Origin of the sequence: Acinetobacter sp. SwsAc2, from assembly GCF_013391465.1 — a bacterium.
Lineage (GTDB): Bacteria > Pseudomonadota > Gammaproteobacteria > Pseudomonadales > Moraxellaceae > Acinetobacter > Acinetobacter johnsonii.
The window spans coordinates 1-25,662 of the sequence record NZ_JACBEZ010000034.1 but is presented as its reverse complement, the minus strand read 5'-3'; the positions used below and the strand labels follow the sequence as shown (position 1 = coordinate 25,662).

Below are 25,662 nucleotides of genomic sequence, written 5' to 3'. Positions count from 1 at the left end.
TAAACCATTAAAAATAAATAGTATGAAATATCTTAAACACTGGCCTGATCGGGCTTGAGCTTCACATAACTTGCAACTTCAGCGCTTAGACCCTGCTTCAACTGCTGGGTCTTTTCACCGACCAAAACTTCATAAGCATTTTGCTCGATGCCTTGAAAGACTTCTTGGGCTACTGTTTCTGACGCAATCTTTGGAATAGGTAATGAACGAGTCAGATCGGTGTCAATAAAACCCACATGCACCCCCATGACCTGAATATTAAATTGAGACAACCACTGACGACTTGAGTTGGTATAGGACCATGCTGCTGCCTTAGAAATGGCATAACTGGTCAAAACAGTGCTTGGCTCCCAAGATACATCCGAGAGAATATTGACCACATAAGCCTGTTGGTTCTTTTGCAAGATCGGAACAAAAATTTGCGTCACCCACATCAAACCCAATAAATTGGTTTCCAAAATCTTTTGCGTAGTCGTGATAATACTGGCATCGACAGGATGTTCATTCAAAAGCTCAATGCCCGCGTTATTCACAAGAATTGTGGTATCTGCGCATTGTTCTGCTGCCTGCTGAATAGATGCTTTGTCATTTACATCCAGTTGAATCGGGGTAAGACCTTCTTCCTGAAAGCTCCCAATCTGGCGCATACCCACATAGATCTTTTTAGCGCCCTGACGACGTGCCTCCCGAGCCATGGCAAGTCCTAAGCCACGATTCCCACCCGTAATAAAAACAACAGCCTCTGAAACTTTCATTATGTGATCCATCCAATTGCCAGTATCTTGCGAAAGCGTAGTCTGATGACAGCGCTGCATTAAGTCTGTATTCATGATACACTTATGAAACTTAGTATCAATTAGTTACCACTTAGTAACTGGTCTGTTTGATTGTTTCAAATGAAGATAGAACGTAAAAGGAGCATGATTAGAAATGAATAAGCCAATGAAATTTAATATTTTTCATCCAGATTGTCCTGCTCGTCTTTTTTTTGAAAAATTTGCAGACAAGTGGATTTTATTGATTGTGTATACGCTGGATCAAGAGTCACAGCACTTTAATGAGCTTAAGAAAAATGTTTTAGGTATTTCACCTAAAGTACTGTCACAAAAATTAAAGATCTTAGAGCGCGATGGTTTTTTGACGCGAACCATTCATGAAGACAATGTGATTCGAGTGGAATATGCGTTAACTGAAATTGGCAAAGACTTTGCTCAAAATGCCTATCAAATGAAAGATTGGGTCGAAGCCAATATGCTTAAAGTTTTAAAATCCAGAGCTGGATTCGATCAAAAGCTAGAAAAAACAGAGCCCGCTTAAGCGGGCTCTGTCACAGTAATTTGATTAGGCTAAAGGCTTAAAACCCTGCTGACGCCATGCTTCATACACAATCACGGCTGTCGCATTGGATAAGTTCAAACTGCGCGAGTTTTCAGCCATGGGCAAACGAATCCAATGCTCTTTTGGAAACAACATACGAACCTGTTCAGGCAGACCACGTGTCTCAGGTCCCATGAGTAAAGCCACAGGGCGATTCAAATCCGAAGTATGCGGTGTTTCCGTTCCTTTGGTGGTTAGAGGATAAATCGCGTTTATATCGACACCTTTTTCAGCTAAATTTGCTAAACACTCATCGAATGTTTCCCAAATTTGCATGCGCGCCCACTCGTGGTAGTCCAAACCTGCACGTTTGAGTTTTTTATCATCCAGCTCAAAGCCAAGTGGCTTAACCAAATGCAGCTGCGCTCCAGTATTGGCACATAAACGAATGATATTCCCTGTGTTTGCAGGAATTTCGGGCTCGTATAAAACAACATGGATCACAGCTTTTCTCTACTCTTTCAATATGGCAAAAGTTAATCTTGCCACTGTAATTGTTCACGCAAACTCACTACATCACCAATGATGGTCAATGTAGGCGCTTGAATATGATTTTCTTCAACTTTTGATGCGATATCCGCTAAGGTCCCGACCAACACTTTTTGTTCTAGCGTGGTACCTTTCGAGATCAAAGCAACGGGCATATCTGGACGCTGGCCATGCTCAATTAACTTTTCACAAATTTTTTCTAAACCAACCAAGCCCATGTACAGCACAAGCGTTTGATTCTGATAGACCAACTCATCCCACGGTAACTCAGGCGAACCTTCTTTTAAATGTCCGGTAAGGAAACGCACGCTTTGTGCATAATCGCGATGTGTCAGAGGAATGCCTGCATAAGCCGAACAACCCGAAGCGGCAGTAATCCCCGGCACTACTTGAAATGGTACACCTGCAGCAAAAAGCTCTTGGATTTCTTCACCACCACGACCAAAGATGAAAGGATCACCACCTTTTAAACGGCAAACACGTTGACCTTTTGAGGCATATTCCACTAGTAAGGCATTAATGCCTTCTTGCGGAACAGCATGGTTAGAACGGGCTTTACCCACATAAATTTTTGTTGCATCTCGGCGACAGAGTTCCATAATCGCAGGGGAAACCAAACGATCATAAATCACCACATCGGCTTGTTGCATCAAACGCAGTGCTTTAAGGGTCAGCAACTCAGGATCACCTGGACCTGCACCAACCAAATACACTTCACCTTTCGGGGTTTTCCACTCTGCCAGTGCTTGCTCGATTAAACTATCTGCTTCTGTCAGATTGTCATGAAAAACTTGTTCTTTCAGTGGACTTGCATATAGATCTTCCCAGAAAACACGGCGCTCGTCAGGATTAGAAATCTTCGCTTTCACCGCTGCACGCCATTTTCCTGAAAATTCAGCCAGCTTACCCATCCCATGTGGAATACTGGTTTCAAGCTGGGTTCGAATTTGGCGAGATAACACGGGGGATGTACCATTGCTGGCCACTGAAATCACCAAAGGCGAACGATCGACAATGGCAGGAACCATAAAACGACAATGTGGTGGATCATCAACACTGTTGACCAGTATTTTCAGCGCTTCACAGTCCTCAAAGACTTGAGTATTCACCGCATAATCATCTGTTGCAGCAATCACTAAACGGTAGTCATTGAGTTGAATCTGCGCAGGATATAGCGCTTGGATATATTGCCCTTGGCTTTCTTCAACCAGTTGCAATAAATTTGCATCAATATCAGGAGCAATGACATGAATCAGCGCTCCTGCTTTATGTAACAACACTGCCTTACGGTAAGCAATATGCCCACCACCGACAATCAGACAAGGTTGCTGTTGCAACTTTAAAGAGATTGGAAAAATATCCACACACGACCTCAATGAGTTTTATCTGACTGTCTTAAAGCAATTATTGTGCACAAAACTGTGCAGTACATCGACTTTATTAGTCAATGTACTCAGCGCCGCCCATATAAGGACGAAGCACGGTTGGGATTTCAATCGAACCATCAGCACGTTGGTAGTTTTCCATGACCGCAAGTAAAGTACGGCCCACAGCCAAACCTGAACCATTCAGCGTATGTACAAATTCAGTTTTCTTTTGATCTGCACGGTAACGTGCTTTCATACGACGCGCTTGGAAGTCACCCATGTTTGAACATGAAGAAATTTCGCGGTACGTATTTTGACTTGGTACCCAGACTTCAAGATCGTAAGTTTTAGTTGCACCGAAGCCCATATCACCACCACAAAGAATGATCTTACGGTACGGTAAACCAAGTGCTTTCAAGATCCCTTCAGCATGACCTGTAAGCTCTTCAAGCGCTTGCATTGAGTCTTCTGGTTTAACAATTTGCACCATTTCAACTTTGTCGAATTGGTGTTGACGAATCAAGCCACGCGTATCACGACCATATGAACCTGCTTCACTACGGAAACATGGCGTATGTGCTGCATATTTCAGTGGTAAACGGTCTGCATCAATAATTTCATCACGCACGAAGTTGGTTACAGGAACTTCCGCAGTTGGAATGAGGTAATACTCTTTTTCACCTTGTAATTTGAATAAATCTTCTTCAAATTTAGGCAATTGGCCTGTACCACGGAGTGAGTCAGCATTGACTAAATACGGCACATAAGCTTCGGTATAACCATTTTCCAAAGTATGCGTATTCAACATGAACTGGGTAATCGCACGTTGTAAACGAGCAAGTGGTCCTTTGAGCACGCTGAAACGAGAACCTGTCAATTTGGTCGCAGTTTCAAACTCAAGGCCACCCATCCACTCACCTAAGTCAGTGTGATCTTTAATTTCGAAGTCAAACGTACGCGGGGTACCCCATGTGAGGATTTCCACGTTATCGCTTTCGTCTTTTCCTTCAGGAACAGACTCATCTGGCAAGTTTGGAATGCTGAGTGATTTCGCTTCAAGTTCAGCTTGTAATTCAGACAAAGCGACTTCTGCAGCTTTGATTTCATCACCAATCGCTGACATACGCGTCATAATTTCAGATGCATCACCACCAGCTTTTTTAATTTGGCCAACTTGTTTTGCACCCGAATTACGTTCAGCCTGAAGAGATTCAGTTTTGGATTGAATCTCTTTACGGCGAGCTTCTAGTGATGCCCATTCTTCAACATTCAGTTGTACACCACGTTTTGCTAAGGCTAAATTTACAGCCTCAATATTATTTCTGAGTAATTTCGGGTCGATCATAGCCAATCTTTTGCAAAGAAAAAAACTGGCTATAGTGTAAGCGCTTCAAGCCGAAAAATACAGTCACGCGATCACTAGCTGTGGCTTATTACAGCAATTTTTATGGCTTTTCTTTGCTCGCTTTTTCTCGTTCAGCTGCATAATCGACAAAACTTGGCAAATATTCCGCCTTAATTAAGCCACTGGCTTGTTGATAAGGTAAAACCAATTCAGACATCCCTTCTGCATAAGATGCTAATTCGTATAAGGGATAGACGAACACCACACCTTTGGCACTCATATAATAATTATCGGTCAGCTTCAATTGCTCGCGTGAAATATTATGATCGGACAGCCACATGCTATTGGCACCATACAATGCATCTAATAATTGAGACTCTGTCTTGTCTACCACGATATCACTCAGCGCAACCCGTTTTTTCGTTGCCAAATCTAAGGTGATGTACTCGTTGTGATACATGCCATGTGCGGCACGCGCTGGGTAGTGATAATACATCAAGACAAAATCAGCATATTTTCCACGCTGCGCCACATAACGGACATCAGACAAAGTTTCACTGAGCATGTTTTCATCAATCTGTGGCTTTGACTGCTTCAAACTTTCAAATGCCACAGGATTGGCTTTTTTCATCCGTTCATCAAAATATTGATTGATCCATGGGACATTGGTTTCCAAGCTGTACAGCTGGTATTGGGTACATCCTTCCTCATCACAAGCAATAGAATGTGCCAATTGTAATGGTCGAACTTTTGCCTCAATCAGTGGCAAAGTCTGTGTGACTTGAGCTGGTTTAGTTGTCTCTTCACTTTTTGCAGCGTTACTGTCATTTTGTGGCTGACATGCACTCAGCAACCCCGTACACAACATCATTGCGAAGACAGATCCAATTTTATTGTTATGAAGTAATATCATGATTTACCCGCAGTTAAGTATTCAATAGCACAGACTATACAAAGCACAGCCATAACTTCCCACCACGTTATGTAACTGAACTTGATCTAATAAAAAACCACCCGAAGGTGGTTTTGAACAACAGACTCATATTATTGGTCAATAATGTCTGTGCCTTTAGGCGGAGTAAAATTAAAGGTTGAAGCTGGAATATTGGTATTTACCTTGGTGTTATTAAAACGCACATAGGTTGTTTGTCCCAAAGAATCTTCTAAGATCATTAGCGTCGGCGCATTTTTCGCACCAAAACTGATCGTCAAGCTTTGAAATGCACCATCATCGCTTTTTGGGTACAAGGTATAGTAGGTTTTGCTCTGATTTGGTTGCGTAATACGATATGACTTACGAATCTGTTCCGTATTCCCTGACAATAATAGTGCAGGGGTATTCGCCACCTGTTCATCTAAAGTCTGACGAACTGCTTGCTGTAAGTCTGGATCATAAATCCAAACCGTTTTGCCCGAAGTCACAATGGTTTGTTTTGCAGGGCTTGTAGTTTCCCAATAGAATTTCCCTGGACGCTCAACTTTCATCACCCCTTTAAAGGTCTGATTCATGTGCTGGGCAGATAAACCTTGTTTCTTCGGTGCTTTAGATGAATTTGTGACTTTGGTGGTTTGCTCAAAGTTAGAACTGATACTTTGGATACCACTCAACTGTTTCACTAAACTCGTCGTCGCTTGTTGCTCCGATGCTGCAACCGGAGCTGCAAATACTGTACTGCTCATAACAGGGCCAAGTGTTACTACACCTACTGTCATTGCACATAAAGTCTTACGAAGCATTTTCATAATCTCACCTTTTATAATTTGCGCAGTCGCAATTTGTTAGATGAGCTATCTTAAATCAAATTTTATGGCTAATAATTGAGAATATAAGAAGATTTGTATATTTATTGGTGCTTAATGTTGTGAAATATCCATCATGATGAAGATCAGATGTGCTCTTTACATATAGAAAAGCCTCTGAATGTGCAGAGGCTTTTCTAACTGAGGTTAAGAATTATCACTGTCATTTCCATTGCCAACCAATTGCTGCACCTGCACCGAAATCACCTTCGCTATTGGTTGTCACTGCGATTTTATACACATATTTGTTACTATCAGTCACACCACTGAGACCAAAAGCATAACCTTGCTCACCTTCCCATGTACCCACACCGGCACTAAACATGTTGTAGCCAGCATCTGTCGGTTGCGGTAAAGATGCTATCGCGATACTTGATGCTACTGCTGCATAGGTTCGATCTTCAAGTTTTCGCATGTCTCTGTTCAAGGCATTTATACGGCTATCGGTATAAGCATTTGCTTGGTTGAGAGTTTGTTGCCCAACTTGGTTCACATAAGTTTTTGCTTCATTCAGGATGTAGGTGTCAGCAGCATCCATCACTTCTTTAGAAATACCATTAGTACCGTTTGTACCTTTAAGGCTGGCCAACCATTGAGTAATGCTACCCTCAAAGCCATTACCAACTGCAACATCATAAGCACTAAAACCTGTTGCACCTGTCATCCCTGTATTACCCATATCGCCTTTTAAGCTCGCGAGCCATTCCGTAATGGTACCGTCAAAACCATTAACTTGCGCAACTTGATAAGCATTATATCCTGTCGCTCCCGTTTCACCTTGCACACCTTGGATACCTTGCTCACCCTGTAAGCCTTGGAGGCCTTGTTCACCTTGTGCTCCAGTATCTCCTTTCACACCATCAAGACCGTTAAGACCATCTACGCCATCTTTACCATCTTTACCATCCAGTCCGTTGGTTCCGTTAATGCCATCCACACCATCTGTTCCTTGCAAACTCTCTAACCATGCCTCCTCTGTACCTATAAAACCGTTGTTCACAGCTACCTGATAAGCACTATCACCATCAGCCCCTGCAGGTCCTGCGGGTCCTGGTATTCCACTTCCGGGACAACTATCTGTGTCTTGATTAGAATTACACGAACTTGCAAAAACATTTGTATTCGCTGTCATTAAAATCACACTTAAAACAAGCACGTTCATAGCAAACCTTTGTAGACAATGGTTTGGCTTAAGTGTTTGTAGATTCATTGCAGCAGAAACTGCAGTACTAATATGAGTATGTTCTTGTTTTAAGTTCTGACCAGAGACTTTCGTTATCTGGCTGTCTGAATTGCCCAAGACATTTGTATCTATTTTGTTCATATCTGTCTGCCTTTCTTTTAGTTTTGTTTTTTTATTACACTCCTATTTTTTTGTGATGCAAATCACTATTTATTAATATTTAGTGCTTTATCTCAAAATACAAAAAACACAAGAAAAATAAGCTAAAAATATGAATAGACGAAAAAAAACCCACAAAATGTGGGTTTTTCTTACTATTAAAACTTACGCTTCAACAGTTACGTAGCGACGGCCAAACTGACCTTTCACTTCGAATTTTACTACGCCGTCAGCGGTTGCAAACAAAGTATGGTCACGGCCCATACCAACGTTTTGACCTGCGTGGAATTCTGTACCACGTTGACGAACGATGATGTTACCAGCAGTCACAGATTGACCACCGTAAATTTTAACACCAAGCATTTTAGGGTTCGAATCACGACCGTTCTTAGTCGAACCACCGGCTTTTTTAGTTGCCATGTCTCATTACTCCTCGTGATTAGCCTGAAATAGCTGTAATTTTCAACTCAGTGAACCATTGACGGTGACCTTGTTGTTTACGGTAGTGTTTACGACGACGCATTTTTACAATACGGATTTTGTCGTGACGACCATGGCTAACTACTTCAGCAGTTACAGTAGCGCCAGCAACAACTGGAGCACCGATTTGAATGCTGTCACCATTTACTAGCATTAATACGTCATCAAACGTAATAGTTGCGCCAGTTTCAGCTTTCAACAATTCAACTTTAAGGGTTTCACCCTCTACAACACGGTGCTGTTTACCACCGCTTTGGATTACTGCGTACATAATGTACTCCAAACATGCCCGTGTCGTCGTGCCGATAAAGGAAGATATCGATCTTAATACGAACGCCACTGGGGTTAATCAAGGGCAAGGATTTTAAGTGATATTGACTCAAACAACAAGAGATTTGCCGAACTTATTAGACTAAATTAACGATTATTTAATAATCGAGAAAAACTCAATCAACAAATTACAGTTCAACTCTGGCTTGACTTTGCTTACAATGAAATAGATTTTTAAAATCAATCCGCTATAGTATGGATGAATTGATTTTAAAAATGTAAATAAGCCTACAAATGCAGTACGCTTATACATTGGGGAAATAAGGAACTGTCTTTCGTAAAATACAGCCTCGCACACTAGCGAGTCTTATTTATGATTGAAATGAATCATTTAGACAGGTATCCCTATTTACACAATACTGGTAATGCTGATTTTTATCACTTTATATAGATGAGGCCGCTCTTCAAATGACCATCGACTTTAAGCAAGATATTCTCGCCCCTGTAGCTCAAGACTTTGCCACGATGGACACATTTATTAATGAAGGCATTACCTCTAAAGTGGCATTGGTCATGGCGGTGAGTAAACATGTGGTTGAAGCAGGTGGTAAACGCATGCGTCCCATTATGTGTTTATTGGCCGCCAAAGCCTGTGGTGCAGAAGACCTTGAACGCCAACGTAAACTTGCTGCAATCATTGAAATGCTGCATACCGCAACTTTAGTCCATGATGATGTGGTCGATGAATCTGGCTTACGACGTGGTCGCCCAACGGCCAACGCGACTTGGAACAATCAGACCGCTGTACTGGTGGGTGACTTTCTAATTTCACGTGCCTTTGATTTATTGGTCGATCTCGGTGATATGACCTTACTCAAAGATTTTTCTACAGGGACTTGTGAAATTGCCGAAGGTGAAGTGCTACAACTTCAAGCACAGCACCAACCTGAAACCACAGAACAAACTTATTTAGATATTATTCACGGTAAAACGTCACGTTTATTTGAACTGGCAACTGAAGGGGCTGCCATTCTTTCTGGGACACCGCAGTACCGTGAACCACTACGTTTATTTGCAGGCCACTTTGGCAATGCCTTTCAAATCATTGATGATATTTTGGATTACACCTCAGATGCTGAAACATTAGGTAAAAATATTGGCGATGATTTAATGGAAGGCAAACCGACTTTGCCGTTAATCTCAGCATTGAAAAATACAACGGGTGAAGAACATGACATTGTTCGTCGAAGTATTGCGACAGGTGGAACGGCAGATCTTGATCAAGTCATTGCTATCGTAAACAGTTCTGGCGCACTAGATTACTGCCGACAACGGGCGCATGAAGAAACCGAAGCCGCACTTCAAGCATTACAGGCTTTACCTGACAGCCAATATCGTCAAGCACTGGTCAATTTAACCCAACTGGCTTTACATCGAATTCAATAACAAATGATGCTTTAAAATGTTTTTAACTTGCCTATGCATATAAAATTTAATGATCTGTTTTCTCAAATGCAGCAACAGCTTGAGCAACCTCAAGCTGTTTTAAATGATCAACTTTTAATTGAGTTGGTGGAGCGTATTCGTCCAATAGATGCGTATCAAACCGATGAAATCCATCAAAAATTTCAAGCGCTCATTCAAGCCTTACTCATCACTCCCGATGCCGCATCGACCTTACAAAGCTTTGTACTGCGGCTTATTTCCCAATATAAACAAACCAGTCTTTATGCCGATACAGGTATCTTGTCTTTAGATGGGTTTTGGAACCAATTGTCACAGCGTTTAGGGGCACATTTTCTCCCGCTGATTAATGACGAAACTCAACTGCAAGATTTAGTCCGTCGCGTTTTTCCCAACCGAAGTGACAAATATTGGCTCGATAACATCCGGGACAGTGACTGGCTACAACTGCTTAACCTGCTCAATCACGGGCATGCCAATCAAAAAGAAAAAGTCAAAATTCGCAGTGAAGTGATTAAAGCCATTACGGTGCTGTCTTATCGGATTAGTGGTATTGGTTTATATCCAGAGTTTATTAATGCGCATCCTGAACTGACCGAATATGAATCGCCTTTTTTAGTGCAGAACCGCGAAATTGTTGAATTCATTCAACAGTATAAAAAGGCACATCAAGAAGCTGAAACATCCAGTGTGGTTGCCCCACCCGATGCCTCTCAAGCACTGGTCATGATTGAGCAGTGTCGTGATGTAGTATTAAAAATTCGTCGTGCGACCAAACGCATTGGGGTCAGTGTCAGTTTAACTTATCTGATTTCCTTACTTGAGCAATGCTTAGACCGCGTCGAACTGTTGCTCAATTTAATTGTAGAAGAAGGCGAAGCACACTATGAAGCGGTGAGCCTGCTCTTGGTCGACATTACCGCTGCGATTTATAGTGAACGGAGTGTGCGCTCTTTACTGACGACCAATAGTGAATTGATTGCTTTACAGGTGACTGAAAATGCCAGTAAAACGGGCGAACACTATGTAAGTACAGACAAACAAGGCTTTTTAGCCATGTATAAGTCCGCAGCGGGTGCAGGCGTCATCATTGCAACCATGGCCACCCTGAAAATCTTGTCGGCACGAATGATCATGGCACCGCTCATGCAAGCCTTTGTTTACAGCATGAACTACTCATTAGGGTTTATGTTGATTCATGTGTTGCACTTTACTGTGGCAACCAAACAACCAGCGATGACCGCGGCGGCACTCGCGGCAACAGTACAACAGCGTAAAGGTTCAAAAACAGCACAAATTGCTGAATTGGCGGCGCTGATTATTAACATTATTCGCACGCAGTTTATTGCTATTTTAGGCAATATCTCAATTGCCATTCCTGTTGCCGCGTTTATTACTTGGGCATGGGCAACTGGTATGCACGAACCGCTACTCAACCATGCAAAAGCGGCGAAAGTCTTACATGACTTAAACCCTTTCACTTCTTTGGCCATTCCGCATGCCGCGATTGCGGGTGTCTGTTTGTTTTTATCGGGACTTTTGGCGGGTTATTTTGACAATATGGCGGTTTATCGCAAAGTCGGCCCTCGCTTAAAAGCACACCCTCGTCTCAAAACCATCATGGGACAAGAACGACTCGATAAATTTGCAGGCTATATAGAACGCAACTTAGGTGCGTTGGCGGGTAATTTTCTGTTCGGGATTATGTTAGGAAGTATGGGAACCATTGGTTATATTTTGGGTTTACCCCTAGATATTCGCCATATTGCCTTTGCTTCAGCAAACTTCATTCAAGGCCTGATGAATATTAATGGTAGTCCTGAGATTGGCTTGATTATTGTATCTTTCCTCGGGGTACTCGCTATTGGTCTGACGAACTTATTTGTCAGTTTTACCCTCACGATTATTGTGGCTTTACGTGCACGTCGGGTACGTTTTGAACAGTGGAAACCGTTAGCAAAATTGGTTTTAACCCATTTTCTAACGCGACCAAGTGACTTCTTTTGGCCACCGAAAGTACCTCTTGAAGTTGATGAAAGTTCGAACAATACAAAACACCATACAAAATGATTTTGTACCGATTTTGAGCTCTTGTTACACTGTGAACAAAATTTTATACATGATTAATCAACACTTGAATTAAAGTGTACTGATGAGTACACTTTAACCCAGTAAATAACCGCGCTTAAATCGGTTGAAATGACACGAGTTCCAGCATGCCTTACTTGTTGCTTTTTATCGGTATTATTTTATTTATAATCAGTGCATTAGCTCTAAGCATTCAACCACTCACAGCTTTAGATCTGGCGATGGTCGAATATTTCAGCACATTAAGAACTGAGCCTATAGATAAACTTGCAATACTTTTATCGGCACTCGGTGGCATGCCGTTTGTATTATTTCTAACCACTCTATGGTGTTTCCATCGTGCATGGTATAAAAAGTATAGAGATGTTGTTTTTATTGGTTTAGGCGTTGTTGGAAGTATTGCTTCTGCTTGGCTACTTAAATTTCTAATTTCAAGACCACGCCCACCAGAAATGTTTCACCTAGTGACGAGCTATGGTGCTTCCTTTCCGAGTGCGCACAGTATGTATGCTGCCACTTTGGCGTGTCTTGCCATTTTCTTAAGTCGACCATTTCCTGCACATCGTTATGTTGTATGCATTGCTATTTTATGGATGCTGATGATGGGAATTTCAAGAGTCTATCTTGGAGTACACTTCCCATCCGACGTTCTCGCAGGTTGGAGCATTAGTATTATCTGGATTTCACTGCTTTACATCTTGTGTGGCAGATATACCCAATTAAATACAAATTATTTTAGATAAGAATCTAATCGAGGTGGAACAATGATATCGGCAAAGCTTTGGGCCCCAGCCCTTACCGCTTGCGCATTAGCAACGAGTATTGCACTTGTTGGTTGTAGCAAAGATCCAAAGGATGCGCAGCAAGCTGGCGCTTCTCAACAAATGCCACCTACTGAAGTCGGTGTCATTGTTGCACAACCGCAAAATGTAGAACAATCTGTAGAGTTATCTGGCAGAACCACGGCATTTGAAATCTCTGAAGTTCGCCCACAAACGAGTGGAATCATTCTAAAACGTTTGTTTGCGGAAGGCAGTTATGTACGTGAAGGCCAGGCACTTTATGAACTTGACTCTCGTACTAACCGCGCAACATTTGATAATGCCAAAGCAGCATTATTACAACAAGAAGCGAATTTAAGCACACTCAGAACCAAATTGAATCGTTATCAGCAACTGGTTTCAAGCAACGCTGTTGCGAAGCAAGACTATGACGACTTAGTGGGTCAAGTAAATGTCGCTGAAGCACAAGTGGCAGCAGCACGTGCTCAAGTTAAAAATGCTGAAGTGGACTTAGGTTACTCAACCATCCGCTCTCCAATTTCAGGTCAAACCAACCGCTCTACAGTTACTGCTGGTGCTTTGGTGACTGCAAACCAAACAGAGCCATTGGTGACAATTCAACGTTTAGACCCGATCTATGTTGATATCAACCAATCAAGCTCTGAACTTCTTCGTTTACGTCAACAATTGAGTAAAGGTAGCTTAGACAGCAGTAACAACACGCGTGTGAAGCTGAAACTTGAAGATGGCAGTGACTATCCAATCGAAGGCCGCTTAGCGTTCTCTGATGCCAGTGTCAATCCAGATACAGGGACTGTGACGATTCGTGCGGTGTTCCCGAACCCGAATCACTTGCTGCTTCCAGGTATGTTTGCCAATGCACAAATCGTTCAAGGCGTAATCCCGAATGCGATGTTAGTGCCGCAAATTGCAGTGACTCGTACACCAACAGGTCAAGCAATGGCAATGATTGTGAATGACAAAGGCGTAGTAGAGCCTCGTCAAATCACCACAGTTGGTATTCAAGGTCAAGACTGGATTGTGACTGAAGGCCTTAAAACAGGTGAAAAAGTTATTGTTGACGGAATAGCAAAAGTTAAAGCTGAACAGAAAGTTGTTGCGAAACCGTATCAACCTAAAGCAGCAGCACCTCAAGCTCCAACAACGGATGCTAAAAAGACAGAAGCTGGTGCAAAAACTGAACAAAAAGCTACTTCAAATACATAAGGGGTAGACGAATATGGCTCAATTTTTCATTCATCGCCCTATTTTTGCTTGGGTGATTGCACTGGTGGTTATGTTGGCGGGGGTTCTTTCGCTAACTACAATGCCTGTTGCTCAATATCCAACAATTGCACCACCAGTGGTGACAATTGCTGCAACTTATCCAGGTGCTTCTGCACAAACTGTTGAAAATACTGTAACGCAAATCATTGAACAACAAATGAATGGTTTAGATGGTTTACGTTACATTTCATCTAACAGTGCGGGTAATGGTCAAGCGTCAATCAACTTGAACTTTGAACAAGGGGTTGATCCAGACATTGCACAGGTTCAAGTTCAGAACAAATTACAATCTGCAACAGCGCTTTTACCTGAAGATGTACAACGTCAAGGTGTGAAAGTGACTAAGTCTGGCGCAAGTTTTATGCAAGTACTTGCATTTTACTCTCCAGATGGAAGTCTTTCTGGGGCGGACATTAAAGACTATGTAAACTCAAATATTTCTGAACCACTTAGCCGTGTTGCTGGTGTAGGTGAAATTCAAGTCTTTGGTGGTCAATATGCGATGCGTATTTGGCTAGATCCAGCGAAAATGAACAGTTTGCAAGTGACACCAAGTGACATTGCTGCTGCAATTCGTGCTCAAAACGCTCAAGTGGCTGTAGGTCAGTTAGGCGGTGCACCTTCTGTACAAGGTCAAGTGCTGAATGCAACGGTGAATGCTCAAAGCATGTTGCAAACACCTGAACAATTTAAGAATATATTTCTAAAAAATACATCTTCTGGTGCTCAAGTCCGTTTGAGTGATGTTGCTCGTGTTGAACTCGGGTCAGATAACTATCAGTTCGACTCTAAATTTAATGGTAAGGCTGCTGGCGGTGTTGCGATTAAACTGGCAACTGGTGCAAATGCACTAGATACAGCAGCGGCTGTAGAAAAGCGCCTCAGTGAACTTCGTAAAAACTACCCAAATGGTTTAAAAGATCAACTGGCTTATGACACCACACCGTTTATTAAGCTGTCGATTGAAAGTGTTGTACACACGTTGATTGAAGCTGTCGTGTTGGTGTTCATTGTCATGTTCTTATTCTTACAGAACTGGCGTGCCACGATTATCCCAACATTGGCTGTTCCAGTGGTTGTATTGGGCACATTTGCTGTCATTAACATCTTCGGTTTCTCAATCAACACGCTCACCATGTTTGCGATGGTCTTAGCGATTGGTCTTCTGGTCGATGATGCGATTGTTGTGGTGGAAAACGTCGAACGGGTAATGCAAGAAGAACACCTCGACCCTGTAGCTGCGACCGAAAAATCAATGCAACAGATTTCTGGTGCCTTGGTCGGTATTACCAGTGTATTAACTGCGGTATTCGTACCGATGGCATTCTTTGCAGGTACAACCGGTGTTATTTACCGTCAGTTCTCGATTACGCTAGTTACCGCAATGATTTTGTCACTGATCGTGGCATTAACATTCACCCCTGCCCTGTGTGCAACCTTGTTAAAACAACACGATCCGAATAAAGCAGAAAGTAATAATATTTTTGCGCGTTTCTTCCGTTGGTTTAACAGCAGCTTTGAAAAGCTATCCGTAAAATACCAAGGTGGTGTCAACCGTATGACCCATCATAAAGTATTTTCTGGTGTGGTTTATTTACTGGTGATTGCAGGCTTAGTTGGCCTATATAAAGCTTTACCATCCTCATTCTTGCCTGACGAAGACCAAGGCGTCGTCATGACTTTAGTTCAGCTTCCACCAAGTGCAAGCCTTGAACGTACCGATAAAGTCATCACCACAATGACAGACTATTTCATGAATAAAGAAAAAGAACATGTAGAGTCTATCTTTACTGTTTCTGGTTTCTCATTCACAGGTGTTGGTCAAAACGCAGGTCTTGCCTTTATCAAGCTGAAGGACTGGAGTGAGCGTACGACACCTGAGTCGCAAATTGGTGCCATCATCCAACGTGGTATGGCATTGAATATGATTGTGAAAGACGCATCTTACATCATGCCATTACAGTTACCTGCAATGCCTGAATTAGGTGTATCTGCTGGTTTTGACATCCAATTAAAAGATGCGAGTGGTCAAGGTCATGAAAAACTGATTGCTGCACGTAATGCGATTTTAGGTATGGCAGCACAGGATAAACGCCTTACAGGTGTGCGTCCAAATGGTCAAGAAGATACACCTCAGTATCAAATTAGTATTGACCAAGCACAAGCAGGCGCAATGGGTGTCAGTATTGCGGATATCAATACAACCATGAGCATGGCTTGGGGTGGTTCATATATTAATGACTTCGTAGACCGTGGTCGTGTGAAAAAAGTCTATGTGCAAGGCGAAGCAAATGCACGTATGATGCCTGAAGACTTGAACAAGTGGTATGTACGTAATAGTAGTGGCACAATGGTTCCATTCTCAGCATTTGCAACAGGCGAATGGACTTATGGTTCACCACGTCTAGAGCGTTATAACGGTGTATCTTCTGTAAACATTCAAGGTACTCCAGCACCGGGCGTAAGTTCAGGTGATGCAATGCTCGCGATGGAAGAAATTATTGGTAAGTTACCATCTATGGGCTTACAAGGTTTCGACTATGAATGGACAGGCTTATCTTTAGAAGAACGTGATTCGGGCAATCAAACAGCTCCGCTGCTTGTTCTTTCAATGCTTATCGTCTTCTTATGTCTTGCTGCATTGTATGAAAGTTGGTCTATCCCTGTTTCGGTATTACTAGTTGTACCACTCGGTATTCTTGGTGCATTTGCATTGACATGGTTAGGTATGATCATTAAGGGCGATCCAAACTTATCGTTTAACATCTACTTCCAAGTTGCAATTGTTGCCGTGATTGGTCTTTCTGCGAAAAATGCGATCTTGATCGTAGAATTTGCAAAAGAGTTGCAAGAACAAGGTGAAGACTTGTTTGATGCAACCCTTCATGCTGCAAAAATGCGTTTACGCCCAATTATCATGACCACCCTTGCATTCGGTTTTGGTGTACTTCCGCTTGCCCTTTCAACAGGTGCTGGTGCAGGTAGCCAACACTCGGTAGGCTTTGGTGTCCTTGGTGGTGTAATTAGTTCTACACTGTTGGGTATTTTCTTCATTCCAGTATTCTTTGTTTGGATTCGTAGTATTTTCAAATACAAACCTAAGAAACAAAATAATCAGGAGCAAACATCGTGATGCAAAAAGTATGGTCTATTTCAGGTCGTAGCATTGCGGTATCTGCACTTGCGCTTGCTTTGACTGCATGTCAAAGCATGCGTGGTCCAGAACCCGTCGCTCAAGCGGATATCCCAACAGGATATATTGGTTCAACGACAGGTCCATCTGTTGCAGAACAAGGCTATAAAGACTTTTTTGCTGATCAGCGTTTAGTCCAAGTCATCGAGTTAGCACTAGCCAATAACCGTGACCTCCGTACGGCGACTTTAAATATTCAACGTGCTCAGCAAGCGTATCAAATTAGCGAAAACAACCAACTGCCAACCATTGGTGCAAGTGGTAGTGTGCTTCGCCAAGATACACTCAGCAGCAGCAAACCCATGACAACCTATAATGTTGGCCTTGGCGTAACCGCGTATGAGTTAGACTTTTGGGGGCGTGTTCGTAGCTTAAAAGACAATGCTTTAGACAGCTATTTGGCGACTCAAAGTGCACGTGATGCAACTCAAATTTCGTTGATTGGTCAGGTTGCGCAAGCATGGCTGAGCTATTCGTTTGCCAATGCTAACTTAAAACTGGCAGACCAAACCTTAAAAGCACAGCTTGAATCATACAATCTGAACAAAAAACGTTTTGATGTAGGCATCGACAGCGAAGTTCCTGTACGCCAAGCGCAAATTTCGGTTGAAACCGCACGTAATGACGTTGCGAACTACAAGACTCAACTTGCACAAGCACAGAACTTACTCAACCTGTTGGTGGGTCAGCCTGTTCCTGCAAACTTATTGTCTCCTCAACCGGTGAAACGCATTACCCAAAGTACGGCATTGACAGCGGGCTTGCCGAGCGACTTGTTAAATAACCGTCCTGATGTCCGTGCTGCGGAATATCAATTGTCTGCTGCGGGTGCCAACATTGGTGCGGCAAAAGCACAGTTGTACCCAACCATCAGTTTAACAGGTACGGCAGGTTATGCATCGACAGATTTAAGCGATTTGTTTAAATCAGGTGCCTTTGTATGGTCACTTGGCCCAAGCTTGGATATTCCAATCTTTGACTGGGGTACACGTCGTGCCAATGTGAAGATTTCAGAAACTGACCAAAAAATTGCGTTGTCAGATTATGAAAAAACCATTCAAACCGCTTTCCGTGAAGTGAATGATGCCTTGGCAGTACGTGAAAATATTGGTGACCGTCTAGCAGCGCAACGTCGTCTGGTAGATGCAACCAACACCACTTATAAACTTTCAACTGCTCGCTTCCGTGCAGGTATCGATAACTACCTGACTGTACTTGATGCACAACGTACATCGTACTCAGCGGAACAAGGGTTGTTATTGCTTGAACAAGCAAACTTAAACAACCAAGTTGAAGTGTATAAAACCCTCGGTGGCGGTGTAAAAGCCAACACGACGGATCAAGTGGTGAAACAGCCTTCTTCTTCAGATGTGAAATACAACAAAACAGCAAACTAAGGTTTGCAACATCAAAAGCTCACTTAGGTGGGCTTTTTTATTGCTTTTTGCTGGGCTTTTTCCTATCTTCAAAGATAATCAAATCATTTGAATATTGAACATTATGCTTTTAAGTAACCTTGAGTCTGTTCCTGGACATACCATTTCTCAACAACTGGATGTGGTCTATGGCAGTACGGTTCGAAGTAAACATGTCGGGCGCGACTTTTTGGCAGGGTTAAAAAATATTGTCGGTGGTGAACTCACTGCCTATACCGAGCTTTTAGAAGAATCACGCCAAGAAGCCATGAATCGTATGATTGCAAAAGCGCAAGGCTTAGGTGCCAATGCCATTGTAGGTATTCGTTTTTCAACTTCTAACATTGCCCAAGGCGCCTCTGAATTATTTGTTTATGGTACTGCAGTCCGTGTCACACCGTTAGACAACCATCTTCCCGATCCATTTCCAACACAGGCCTAAGCCATGGAAAGTTTAGTTTTCCAACTGCTGATCTTTGCCGTGCTCTTTAGCGTCGGTTTTGGCTTTGGTCGTTATAACGAACGCAAACATTTGGCGGAGCTTGAACAAAATGAGAAGCGTCTTGCTTACATTACTGTAGGTAATTTACGCAAAGTAAGCTTCGAGCAGTCTGGGCACATGATCAGTAGCAATGTTGTGATTTCTCATGATTATTTCAAATATGTACTGGCGACCGTGCAAAACTTTTTTGGGGGTAGACTCACCAGCTATGAAAGTGTTATCGATCGCGCCCGTCGTGAAGCCATCGTTCGACTCAAACTTGAAGCGGAAAAGCACGGCGCAACGCATATTGCTTGTATGCGACTGGCGACCACAGAAATGGGCATGCAAGGCGGTATGGTCGAAGTCTTTGCTTATGGGACTGCCATTCAAAGTCCTTAAACAGCGACTATTGACCAATCATCCATTCACTAAACTCAAATAGCATGAGCGTTCAAAATAGCTCATGCTCGCTCACCTTCTATCGTACATTCGGATGGTAGATTGCTCACTAGAGCATAATTCTCTACACTGAACACAATAAAAATGGACATTACCTACACTGTAAATAGGTCACAGATAATGAAATCTTTAGCACTAAAAATAAGTATGGCTGTACTCAGCATGATTCCACTTGTAGCCAAAGCTGAATTAATTGTACTGGCATCCCCTCAAAGTAATGATGCGTACTATGCAAAAATGATTGATGATATTTTTGATTTTCACGTCGATTATGCAAAAAAAAATTATTAAAAATGGAGACAATGTCGTTGTTCTGACGGACAAGGGCCTCTACCCCGACTATGTCAAAGCCTTGGGCAAAAAGCATGTGGCAATCGCACCGATGCATGACATTTGGATGCGCGACTTCACCAGCGCCAACCCAGCTCAACCCATCATGTTCCGCTACACGGCGGCAGGACAAGGTGGCGCTAAAAAAGGTCAGGCCATTTCAGATGAAGTGCAAGACGAGTTTAAATACTACAGCCAAAAGGCTGGCTTACAGTTTACGCAAAGCAAACTATTGAATGATGGCGGAAACTGGGTGGAAGATGGTTATGGCAATGTCGTCCTCAGCACCAAATTCCTAGCGGATAACAAGCTCACCGAAAGTGAAGCCCGTAAGAAATTAATGGCGCTGACGGGTGCAAAACAGATTGCGTTCATTGAAGCCGATGAACAAGGGGGCTTGGAACATGCCGATGGCGTAGTCAGCTTTGTCGACCAAAATACCTTGGTAATTAACTCTTACCCTGAAGATCCCGACTATGCTAAGCAACTCAAAGCCGATTTAAAACGCGGTATTCCCAATGTTAAAATTCGTGAAATCATCACCCCTTATGATGGCAGTGAAATCTACGATGAAAAATTTGGTTCTGCATGTGGCCTATACACCAATATGCTGGTGACGCCTGAACGGATTTACTTCCCGCAATTTGGGATTAAAGAGGATACTGTCGCTTTACAACAAATTCGTAGCGTAACCAAACGTACTGTTGTCCCAATACAGTCTTCTAATGTCTGTCATATGGGCGGCGGTGTGCGCTGTTTGTCTTGGCAAGTGCGTGGGAAAAATGCGGAATTGTTTTTAAACTATTTAAATAAAATCAGTAAGTAGTACAACTCTATCTCCCCTATCAAAGTATAGGGAATATGGGAACAACATCCCCAAAAAGGCAGGTGGAAGTGACGTTCCTCCTGCCTTTTTCAATTTACTTCACTTTCATCTTACGAATCATTTTATACAACGTTGTAGGCGATAAACGAGACACCAGAACCCCCATTTTCTCCTTACGCCCACCGATTACGATGTATTCTTCACCTTTAAGCAAAGCACTCACCACCGTTTGCGCAAAAATATCAGGTTCTAAACCATTTTCAATCGCTTCGTCTTGATGACCCTGTGGTTTACCCTCGCCATTTAAAGCATTAAACGAGACATTGGTTTTAACAAAGCCCGGGAAAATCACCGATACGTCTACGCCCTCGTTTGCCACTTCGGCACGCAGGCTATTTGCCCACATATGAATGGCAGCCTTAGCTGCTGAATAGCTGGCACGGTACTGCGTCCCCAACAACCCCGCAACACTCGAAACAAAGGCAATACGGCCAGATTTTTGCGCTAAAAATGTCGGTAGAACGGTTTTGGTTAAAAACACCTGTGAAAAATAATCCACTTCCATAATCGCACGTTCAGTCTGCATGCTGGTGTCAGCAATCAAGGCACGCTGGCTTAAACCCGCATTATTAATCAGCCAATCAATTCGACCTTTTTTCTGTAGCACTTGCTCATAGGCATGACGAACTTGAGCTTCATCGGTAATGTCGGCACAAATGGAAATATGTTGATCTGGATTGAGCAGCCCGACACGAACTTTTTCGAGTTCGTCAAAACGTCTTGCCGTGAGGACCACCTCAGCACCCTGTAAAGCACATTCTTTAGCCAGTGCTTCTCCTAACCCTGAAGATGCCCCCGTAATCCACACCACCTTAGCGTCTAAACTGTTTAACTGTGCCATGTCCTTATTGCCTCATACCGAAGTTTTATTTGCAGATTGATCATTTAAAAAAGTCAGGAAATGATCGAAATATTGACTCATCATCTGCGCATCATAGATACGCCCTAACTTATCAAAACGTTTATAGCCCAACTGGGTCGTTAAGTTAATCACCCCATTTAGTGTTTTATCGACCACCAGATTAAATTTAAGCATTTTTTTGGGTTCACGGACCAGACTGGTCACCCCTTGATCGACAATTTGCGTAAATACCTTCAAAGCTGGAGCAACATAACTGTTATTGCCCTTTTCCATCTGTTCCGCACAACCCAAAAGTTCGGTAACTAAGGTTTTTTCGACTGGGTAGCTTAAAAAATGCATGTTCTCGGTGTCATACATCCTTTGCTCTAGATAATTCACCATTGGAATTAGACGGTCATTTGAAAAAAAAGACACAGACCACGGCATGTACTTACGCATAGTGTCCACAATGTGCTGAATAATTTTCTCAGACTCCCCATCGACTGAGGTAGACAAGCGTGCAAGATCGCCAAAGACTTGATCAATCACTTCACATGAAATATCCGCTAAAACCTCACCCAAAGGTTTGGCAAGGTTTTGGCTTTCGCCGGCATTAAGCTGTTGATGAATGTGGGCAAAGCGTTGGTGAGTTTCAGGTTTTAATTTTAATGATATTTGATAAGTCATAGTGATCCCCCCTTTTTTTGATTTTTTACTGCGAACAAAGCGCACTCTAGGTTTAGACACATCATAAAGCGCTCTGCATCATGTCGCAATTGCTAGATCAACGCATTTGCTTTACATGCCCCCATTTGCGATTTCTTTGCTACAATAGATGCAATTTTTTATCTACTTTTGAACTGTTTGAACTATGACTGATTCAGCGCAAAATATCGCTACAACTTACGATCCGACCGAGATCGAGAAAAAATGGTACCAAACTTGGGAAGAACGTGGCTATTTCAAGCCCTCTGAAAAAGGTGAGTCATTTTGTATCATGATTCCGCCACCAAACGTCACCGGTAGCTTGCACATGGGTCATGGTTTTAACAATGCCATTATGGATGCGTTAACCCGCTACAACCGTATGTCAGGTAAAAATACCTTATGGCAACCGGGTACAGACCATGCGGGTATTGCAACGCAAATGGTAGTTGAACGTCAATTGGGTGCTCAAGGTGTCAGCCGTCATGACCTTGGCCGTGAAAAATTCATCGAAAAAATCTGGGAATGGAAAGAGCAATCAGGCGACACCATCACCCGTCAGATCCGTCGTTTAGGTTCATCAGTCGATTGGTCGCGTGAACGCTTCACGATGGATGAAGGTCTATCCAATGCAGTAAAAGAAGTGTTCGTTAAACTGCACGAAGACGGCTTGATTTACCGTGGCAAACGTTTGGTGAACTGGGATCCAAAACTGCAAACTGCGCTTTCTGACCTCGAAGTTGAGTCAGATAAAGAAGAAGCAGGTTCACTGTGGCACTTCAAATATTTCTTTGAAGATAAAAACCTACGTACCCATGATGGTAAAGACCACATTGTTGTCGCGACCACACGTCCTGAAACATTGTTAGGTGATACTGCAGTTGCTGTGGCACTGGATGATGAACGCTATACACACCTTGTGGGTCAGAACATAATCCTGCCAATTACAGGTCGTGCCGTTCCAATCGTTAAAGATGAATATGTCGATAAAGAATTCGGTACAGGCTGTGTGAAAATTACGCCTGCACATGACTTTAACGACTATGAAGTTGGCAAGCGTTGTGAATTGCCTATCATCAATATCTTCAATAAAAATGCAGAAGTGTTGGCAGAGTTTGAATACATCGCGAAAGCGGGCGAACAAATCTCGAAAACCATTGCTGCCCCTGCGGACTATATTGGTTTAGAGCGTTTTGCAGCACGTAAAAAATTGGTTGAACAAGCTGAAGCTGAAGGCTGGTTAGACCAAATCCAACCCTACACCTTGAAACCACCTCGTGGTGATCGTTCAGGTGTGATCGTTGAACCATTATTGACAGACCAATGGTATGTAAAAATTGCACCATTGGCTCAACCTGCCATTGAAGCGGTTCAAGACGGTCGCATCAAGTTCGTGCCTGAACAGTACAGCAACATGTACATGGCGTGGATGAACAACATTCAAGACTGGTGTATCTCTCGTCAACTTTGGTGGGGTCACCGTATCCCAGCTTGGTACGATGCTGAAGGTAACATCTATGTGGGTCGTGACGAAGCTGAAGTCCGTGCCAAAAACAACATCCCTGCTGATGTTGCGCTTAGCCAAGATGAAGACGTACTGGACACATGGTTCTCTTCTGCACTGTGGACGTTCTCAACCCTTGGTTGGACTGGCGATGCTTCGATCGATGCGGAAAACTATTTCCTCAATACTTTCCACCCAACTGATGTGTTAGTGACTGGTTTTGACATCATCTTCTTCTGGGTTGCTCGTATGATTATGTTTACGATGCACTTCATGAAAAATGAAGATGGTACGCCACAAGTTCCGTTTAAAACGGTATACGTTCACGGTTTAGTTCGTGATGGCGAAGGTCAAAAAATGTCGAAGTCTAAGGGCAACGTGCTTGACCCACTGGATTTGATTGACGGTGTTGACCTTGAGACTTTGGTACAAAAACGTACTACAGGTCTAATGAACCCGAAACAAGCAGCGAAGATTGAAAAATCAACCCGTAAAGAGTTTCCAGAAGGCATTCAAGCTTATGGTACAGACGCAGTTCGTTTCACCTTCTGTGCACTGGCGAACACAGGTCGTGACATTAAGTTCGACATGAAACGTGTTGAAGGTTACCGTAACTTTGCCAACAAAATCTGGAACGCAACCCGTTTCGTAATGATGAACTGTGAAAATCAAGAAATTGGTAGCGAAGTTCGTCAAGACCTTTGGGAATTGCCTGAACAGTGGATCTTGAGCCGTCTGCAAAAAGCAGAAGCTGCGGTACAACAAGCCTTTGCAACTTACCGTTTAGACTTGGCTGCACAAGCAATTTACGAGTTCATTTGGAATGAATACTGTGACTGGTATGTCGAACTGACGAAACCTGTTCTGAATGATGAAAACGTATCGGTTGAGCGTAAAGCTGAAGTTCGTCGTGTACTTCTTGCGGTGATGGAAGCATCTTTACGTCTTGCACACCCAATCATGCCGTATTTGACTGAAGAAATTTGGCAAACACTTGCACCGAAACTCGGTATTTCTGGCGAAACCATTATGCTGGCGCAGTACCCTGTTGCTAACCCTGAGCGTGTAAACGAACAGGCTGAAGCAGACATGCAATGGCTTCAAGGTTTGATTGGTGCAGTACGTAACATCCGTGGTGAAATGGGCTTAGGTAATGCACGTCTATTACCAGTGCTTCTACAAAACACGACGGAAGCTGAGAAAGCACAGATCACACGTATTGAAGCGTTGTTTAAAGCCTTGGCGAAAGTGGAAAGCATTACTTTCTTGGCTGACGGTGAACAACCACCATTGTCTTCTTCATCTGTTGTAGGTCACGTGTCTGTCTTTGTTCCTATGAAAGGGTTAATTGACCCGAAAGCGGAATTGGGTCGTTTGCAAAAAGACTTAGACAAAGTGCAAAAGCAGCATGACGTCATTGCAGGCAAACTTTCTAATGAAGGTTTTGTCGCGAAAGCACCTGCGGCCGTAGTTGAAGGCGAGAAAGTTAAACTTGCTGAGTTTGCTGACCAATTAGTGAAGATTAAAGCGAATATGGAGCAGATTGCAGCGCTTTAAGGTGTTGTAATTAAAAATCTAATCTGTAATATAAAGGGCTGATTATTCAGCCCTTTATTTTTATGAAATATGGCAGAGTAAAACTTGAAGTGCGACATAAACCACCTAATTAATTTAAAGGGTTTATGGAGTATATAAAATTGTCATACCATCATCTTAACTTTGAAGATCGTACTGCATTAATGCTTGAGTCAAGA

At 42.8% G+C, this 25,662-nt stretch carries 21 protein-coding genes and 1 pseudogene; 11 read left to right on the top strand and 11 right to left on the bottom strand.

Features of this window, described 5'->3' with window-relative positions; genetic code table 11:
* Nucleotides 1-32: 32 nt before the first annotated feature.
* Nucleotides 33-815: an SDR family NAD(P)-dependent oxidoreductase gene (locus HYI04_RS13655; protein ID WP_050796979.1), complete on the bottom strand. Its 783-nt coding sequence runs from the start codon at nt 813-815 to the stop codon at nt 33-35.
* 115 nt (nt 816-930) lie between these two features.
* Here HYI04_RS13655 and HYI04_RS13650 point away from each other — a divergent pair, with 115 nt between their 5' ends.
* Nucleotides 931-1,317 carry a helix-turn-helix domain-containing protein gene (locus HYI04_RS13650; protein WP_004695464.1) on the top strand — a complete coding sequence of 129 codons (387 nt, stop codon included), beginning with the start codon at nt 931-933 and terminating at the stop codon, nt 1,315-1,317.
* Nucleotides 1,318-1,341: 24 nt separating this feature from the next.
* Here the strand turns inward: HYI04_RS13650 and HYI04_RS13645 are convergent, their stop codons facing one another.
* From HYI04_RS13645 to rplU, 8 genes are all read right to left on the bottom strand, one after another.
* A complete protein-coding gene (locus HYI04_RS13645; RefSeq protein WP_010327328.1) occupies nt 1,342-1,821 on the bottom strand; it encodes a tRNA (cytidine(34)-2'-O)-methyltransferase in 480 nt (159 codons plus the stop codon).
* Nucleotides 1,822-1,853: 32 nt separating this feature from the next.
* On the bottom strand, nt 1,854-3,230 hold the full coding sequence (gene cysG, locus HYI04_RS13640) for a siroheme synthase CysG (protein WP_010327329.1): 1,377 nt from the start codon (nt 3,228-3,230) through the stop codon (nt 1,854-1,856).
* A gap of 76 nt (nt 3,231-3,306) precedes the next feature.
* On the bottom strand, nt 3,307-4,578 hold the full coding sequence (gene serS, locus HYI04_RS13635) for a serine--tRNA ligase (protein WP_004695457.1): 1,272 nt from the start codon (nt 4,576-4,578) through the stop codon (nt 3,307-3,309).
* A gap of 100 nt (nt 4,579-4,678) precedes the next feature.
* Nucleotides 4,679-5,491, bottom strand: coding sequence for an RsiV family protein (locus HYI04_RS13630; protein WP_010327330.1), 813 nt, complete (start codon nt 5,489-5,491; stop codon nt 4,679-4,681).
* Between the two features lie 131 nt (nt 5,492-5,622).
* Nucleotides 5,623-6,321, bottom strand: a complete 699-nt coding sequence (gene lolA / locus HYI04_RS13625) for an outer membrane lipoprotein chaperone LolA (RefSeq protein ID WP_010327331.1) — start codon at nt 6,319-6,321, stop codon at nt 5,623-5,625.
* Between the two features lie 220 nt (nt 6,322-6,541).
* Nucleotides 6,542-7,702, bottom strand: a complete 1,161-nt coding sequence (locus HYI04_RS16975; RefSeq protein ID WP_010327332.1) for a YadA-like family protein — start codon at nt 7,700-7,702, stop codon at nt 6,542-6,544.
* Nucleotides 7,703-7,885: 183 nt separating this feature from the next.
* A complete protein-coding gene (gene rpmA, locus HYI04_RS13615; RefSeq protein ID WP_004695443.1) occupies nt 7,886-8,140 on the bottom strand; it encodes a 50S ribosomal protein L27 in 255 nt (84 codons plus the stop codon).
* A gap of 19 nt (nt 8,141-8,159) precedes the next feature.
* On the bottom strand, nt 8,160-8,471 hold the full coding sequence (gene rplU, locus HYI04_RS13610; protein ID WP_004695441.1) for a 50S ribosomal protein L21: 312 nt from the start codon (nt 8,469-8,471) through the stop codon (nt 8,160-8,162).
* Between the two features lie 467 nt (nt 8,472-8,938).
* Between rplU and sdsA the strand changes: the two genes are divergently transcribed.
* The 9 genes and pseudogenes from sdsA (at nt 8,939) to HYI04_RS13565 (ending at nt 20,798) form a co-directional block, all read left to right on the top strand.
* Nucleotides 8,939-9,916 carry an All-trans-nonaprenyl-diphosphate synthase gene (gene sdsA / locus HYI04_RS13605; RefSeq protein ID WP_004982856.1) on the top strand — a complete coding sequence of 326 codons (978 nt, stop codon included), beginning with the start codon at nt 8,939-8,941 and terminating at the stop codon, nt 9,914-9,916.
* Nucleotides 9,917-9,949: 33 nt separating this feature from the next.
* Nucleotides 9,950-12,004 carry a site-specific recombinase gene (locus HYI04_RS13600; RefSeq protein WP_029575090.1) on the top strand — a complete coding sequence of 685 codons (2,055 nt, stop codon included), beginning with the start codon at nt 9,950-9,952 and terminating at the stop codon, nt 12,002-12,004.
* A 146-nt stretch (nt 12,005-12,150) separates the two neighbouring features.
* Entirely contained in the window at nt 12,151-12,765 is a 615-nt protein-coding gene (locus tag HYI04_RS13595; protein WP_010327334.1) for a phosphatase PAP2 family protein, read from the top strand.
* Between the two features lie 21 nt (nt 12,766-12,786).
* Nucleotides 12,787-14,031: an efflux RND transporter periplasmic adaptor subunit gene (locus HYI04_RS13590; protein WP_005400363.1), complete on the top strand. Its 1,245-nt coding sequence runs from the start codon at nt 12,787-12,789 to the stop codon at nt 14,029-14,031.
* A 13-nt stretch (nt 14,032-14,044) separates the two neighbouring features.
* Entirely contained in the window at nt 14,045-17,224 is a 3,180-nt protein-coding gene (gene adeJ / locus HYI04_RS13585) for a multidrug efflux RND transporter permease subunit AdeJ (protein WP_010327335.1), read from the top strand.
* Nucleotides 17,224-18,681 (top strand): multidrug efflux RND transporter AdeIJK outer membrane channel subunit AdeK, encoded by a 1,458-nt coding sequence (gene adeK / locus HYI04_RS13580; protein WP_010327336.1) that lies wholly within the window; start codon nt 17,224-17,226, stop codon nt 18,679-18,681. The genes adeJ and adeK overlap by 1 nt, the downstream gene beginning before the upstream one ends.
* Nucleotides 18,682-18,784: 103 nt before the next feature.
* Nucleotides 18,785-19,141 (top strand): YbjQ family protein, encoded by a 357-nt coding sequence (locus tag HYI04_RS13575; RefSeq protein ID WP_010327337.1) that lies wholly within the window; start codon nt 18,785-18,787, stop codon nt 19,139-19,141.
* A 3-nt stretch (nt 19,142-19,144) separates the two neighbouring features.
* Nucleotides 19,145-19,582: a YbjQ family protein gene (locus HYI04_RS13570; protein WP_010327338.1), complete on the top strand. Its 438-nt coding sequence runs from the start codon at nt 19,145-19,147 to the stop codon at nt 19,580-19,582.
* Between the two features lie 180 nt (nt 19,583-19,762).
* Nucleotides 19,763-20,798: pseudogene (locus tag HYI04_RS13565) on the top strand (agmatine deiminase family protein).
* 94 nt (nt 20,799-20,892) lie between these two features.
* Here HYI04_RS13565 and HYI04_RS13560 read toward each other — a convergent pair.
* Together HYI04_RS13560 and HYI04_RS13555 are read right to left on the bottom strand one after the other, a co-directional pair.
* Nucleotides 20,893-21,699 (bottom strand): SDR family NAD(P)-dependent oxidoreductase, encoded by an 807-nt coding sequence (locus HYI04_RS13560; RefSeq protein WP_010327340.1) that lies wholly within the window; start codon nt 21,697-21,699, stop codon nt 20,893-20,895.
* A 12-nt stretch (nt 21,700-21,711) separates the two neighbouring features.
* On the bottom strand, nt 21,712-22,386 hold the full coding sequence (locus tag HYI04_RS13555; protein ID WP_010327341.1) for a hypothetical protein: 675 nt from the start codon (nt 22,384-22,386) through the stop codon (nt 21,712-21,714).
* Between the two features lie 184 nt (nt 22,387-22,570).
* Between HYI04_RS13555 and HYI04_RS13550 the strand changes: the two genes are divergently transcribed.
* Complete coding sequence (locus tag HYI04_RS13550; protein ID WP_010327342.1) at nt 22,571-25,465, top strand: valine--tRNA ligase; 2,895 nt, start codon at nt 22,571-22,573, stop codon at nt 25,463-25,465.
* Nucleotides 25,466-25,662: the final 197 nt, after the last annotated feature.

Excerpts from the sequence above, each read along its gene's own strand:
- HYI04_RS13560 (WP_010327340.1), bottom strand. The coding sequence starts at position 21,699 with ATGGCACAGTTAAACAGTTTAGACGCTAAGGTGGTGTGGATTACGGGG.
- HYI04_RS13575 (WP_010327337.1), top strand. The coding sequence starts at position 18,785 with ATGCTTTTAAGTAACCTTGAGTCTGTTCCTGGACATACCATTTCTCAA.
- adeJ (WP_010327335.1), top strand. The coding sequence starts at position 14,045 with ATGGCTCAATTTTTCATTCATCGCCCTATTTTTGCTTGGGTGATTGCA.
- HYI04_RS13550 (WP_010327342.1), top strand. The coding sequence starts at position 22,571 with ATGACTGATTCAGCGCAAAATATCGCTACAACTTACGATCCGACCGAG.
- adeK (WP_010327336.1), top strand. The coding sequence starts at position 17,224 with ATGCAAAAAGTATGGTCTATTTCAGGTCGTAGCATTGCGGTATCTGCA.
- HYI04_RS13650 (WP_004695464.1), top strand. The coding sequence starts at position 931 with ATGAATAAGCCAATGAAATTTAATATTTTTCATCCAGATTGTCCTGCT.
- HYI04_RS13595 (WP_010327334.1), top strand. The coding sequence starts at position 12,151 with ATGCCTTACTTGTTGCTTTTTATCGGTATTATTTTATTTATAATCAGT.
- rplU (WP_004695441.1), bottom strand. The coding sequence starts at position 8,471 with ATGTACGCAGTAATCCAAAGCGGTGGTAAACAGCACCGTGTTGTAGAG.
- HYI04_RS16975 (WP_010327332.1), bottom strand. The coding sequence starts at position 7,702 with ATGAACAAAATAGATACAAATGTCTTGGGCAATTCAGACAGCCAGATA.
- HYI04_RS13630 (WP_010327330.1), bottom strand. The coding sequence starts at position 5,491 with ATGATATTACTTCATAACAATAAAATTGGATCTGTCTTCGCAATGATG.
- HYI04_RS13600 (WP_029575090.1), top strand. The coding sequence starts at position 9,950 with ATGCATATAAAATTTAATGATCTGTTTTCTCAAATGCAGCAACAGCTT.
- HYI04_RS13555 (WP_010327341.1), bottom strand. The coding sequence starts at position 22,386 with ATGACTTATCAAATATCATTAAAATTAAAACCTGAAACTCACCAACGC.
- HYI04_RS13570 (WP_010327338.1), top strand. The coding sequence starts at position 19,145 with ATGGAAAGTTTAGTTTTCCAACTGCTGATCTTTGCCGTGCTCTTTAGC.
- serS (WP_004695457.1), bottom strand. The coding sequence starts at position 4,578 with ATGATCGACCCGAAATTACTCAGAAATAATATTGAGGCTGTAAATTTA.
- rpmA (WP_004695443.1), bottom strand. The coding sequence starts at position 8,140 with ATGGCAACTAAAAAAGCCGGTGGTTCGACTAAGAACGGTCGTGATTCG.
- sdsA (WP_004982856.1), top strand. The coding sequence starts at position 8,939 with ATGACCATCGACTTTAAGCAAGATATTCTCGCCCCTGTAGCTCAAGAC.
- HYI04_RS13590 (WP_005400363.1), top strand. The coding sequence starts at position 12,787 with ATGATATCGGCAAAGCTTTGGGCCCCAGCCCTTACCGCTTGCGCATTA.
- lolA (WP_010327331.1), bottom strand. The coding sequence starts at position 6,321 with ATGAAAATGCTTCGTAAGACTTTATGTGCAATGACAGTAGGTGTAGTA.
- HYI04_RS13655 (WP_050796979.1), bottom strand. The coding sequence starts at position 815 with ATGCAGCGCTGTCATCAGACTACGCTTTCGCAAGATACTGGCAATTGG.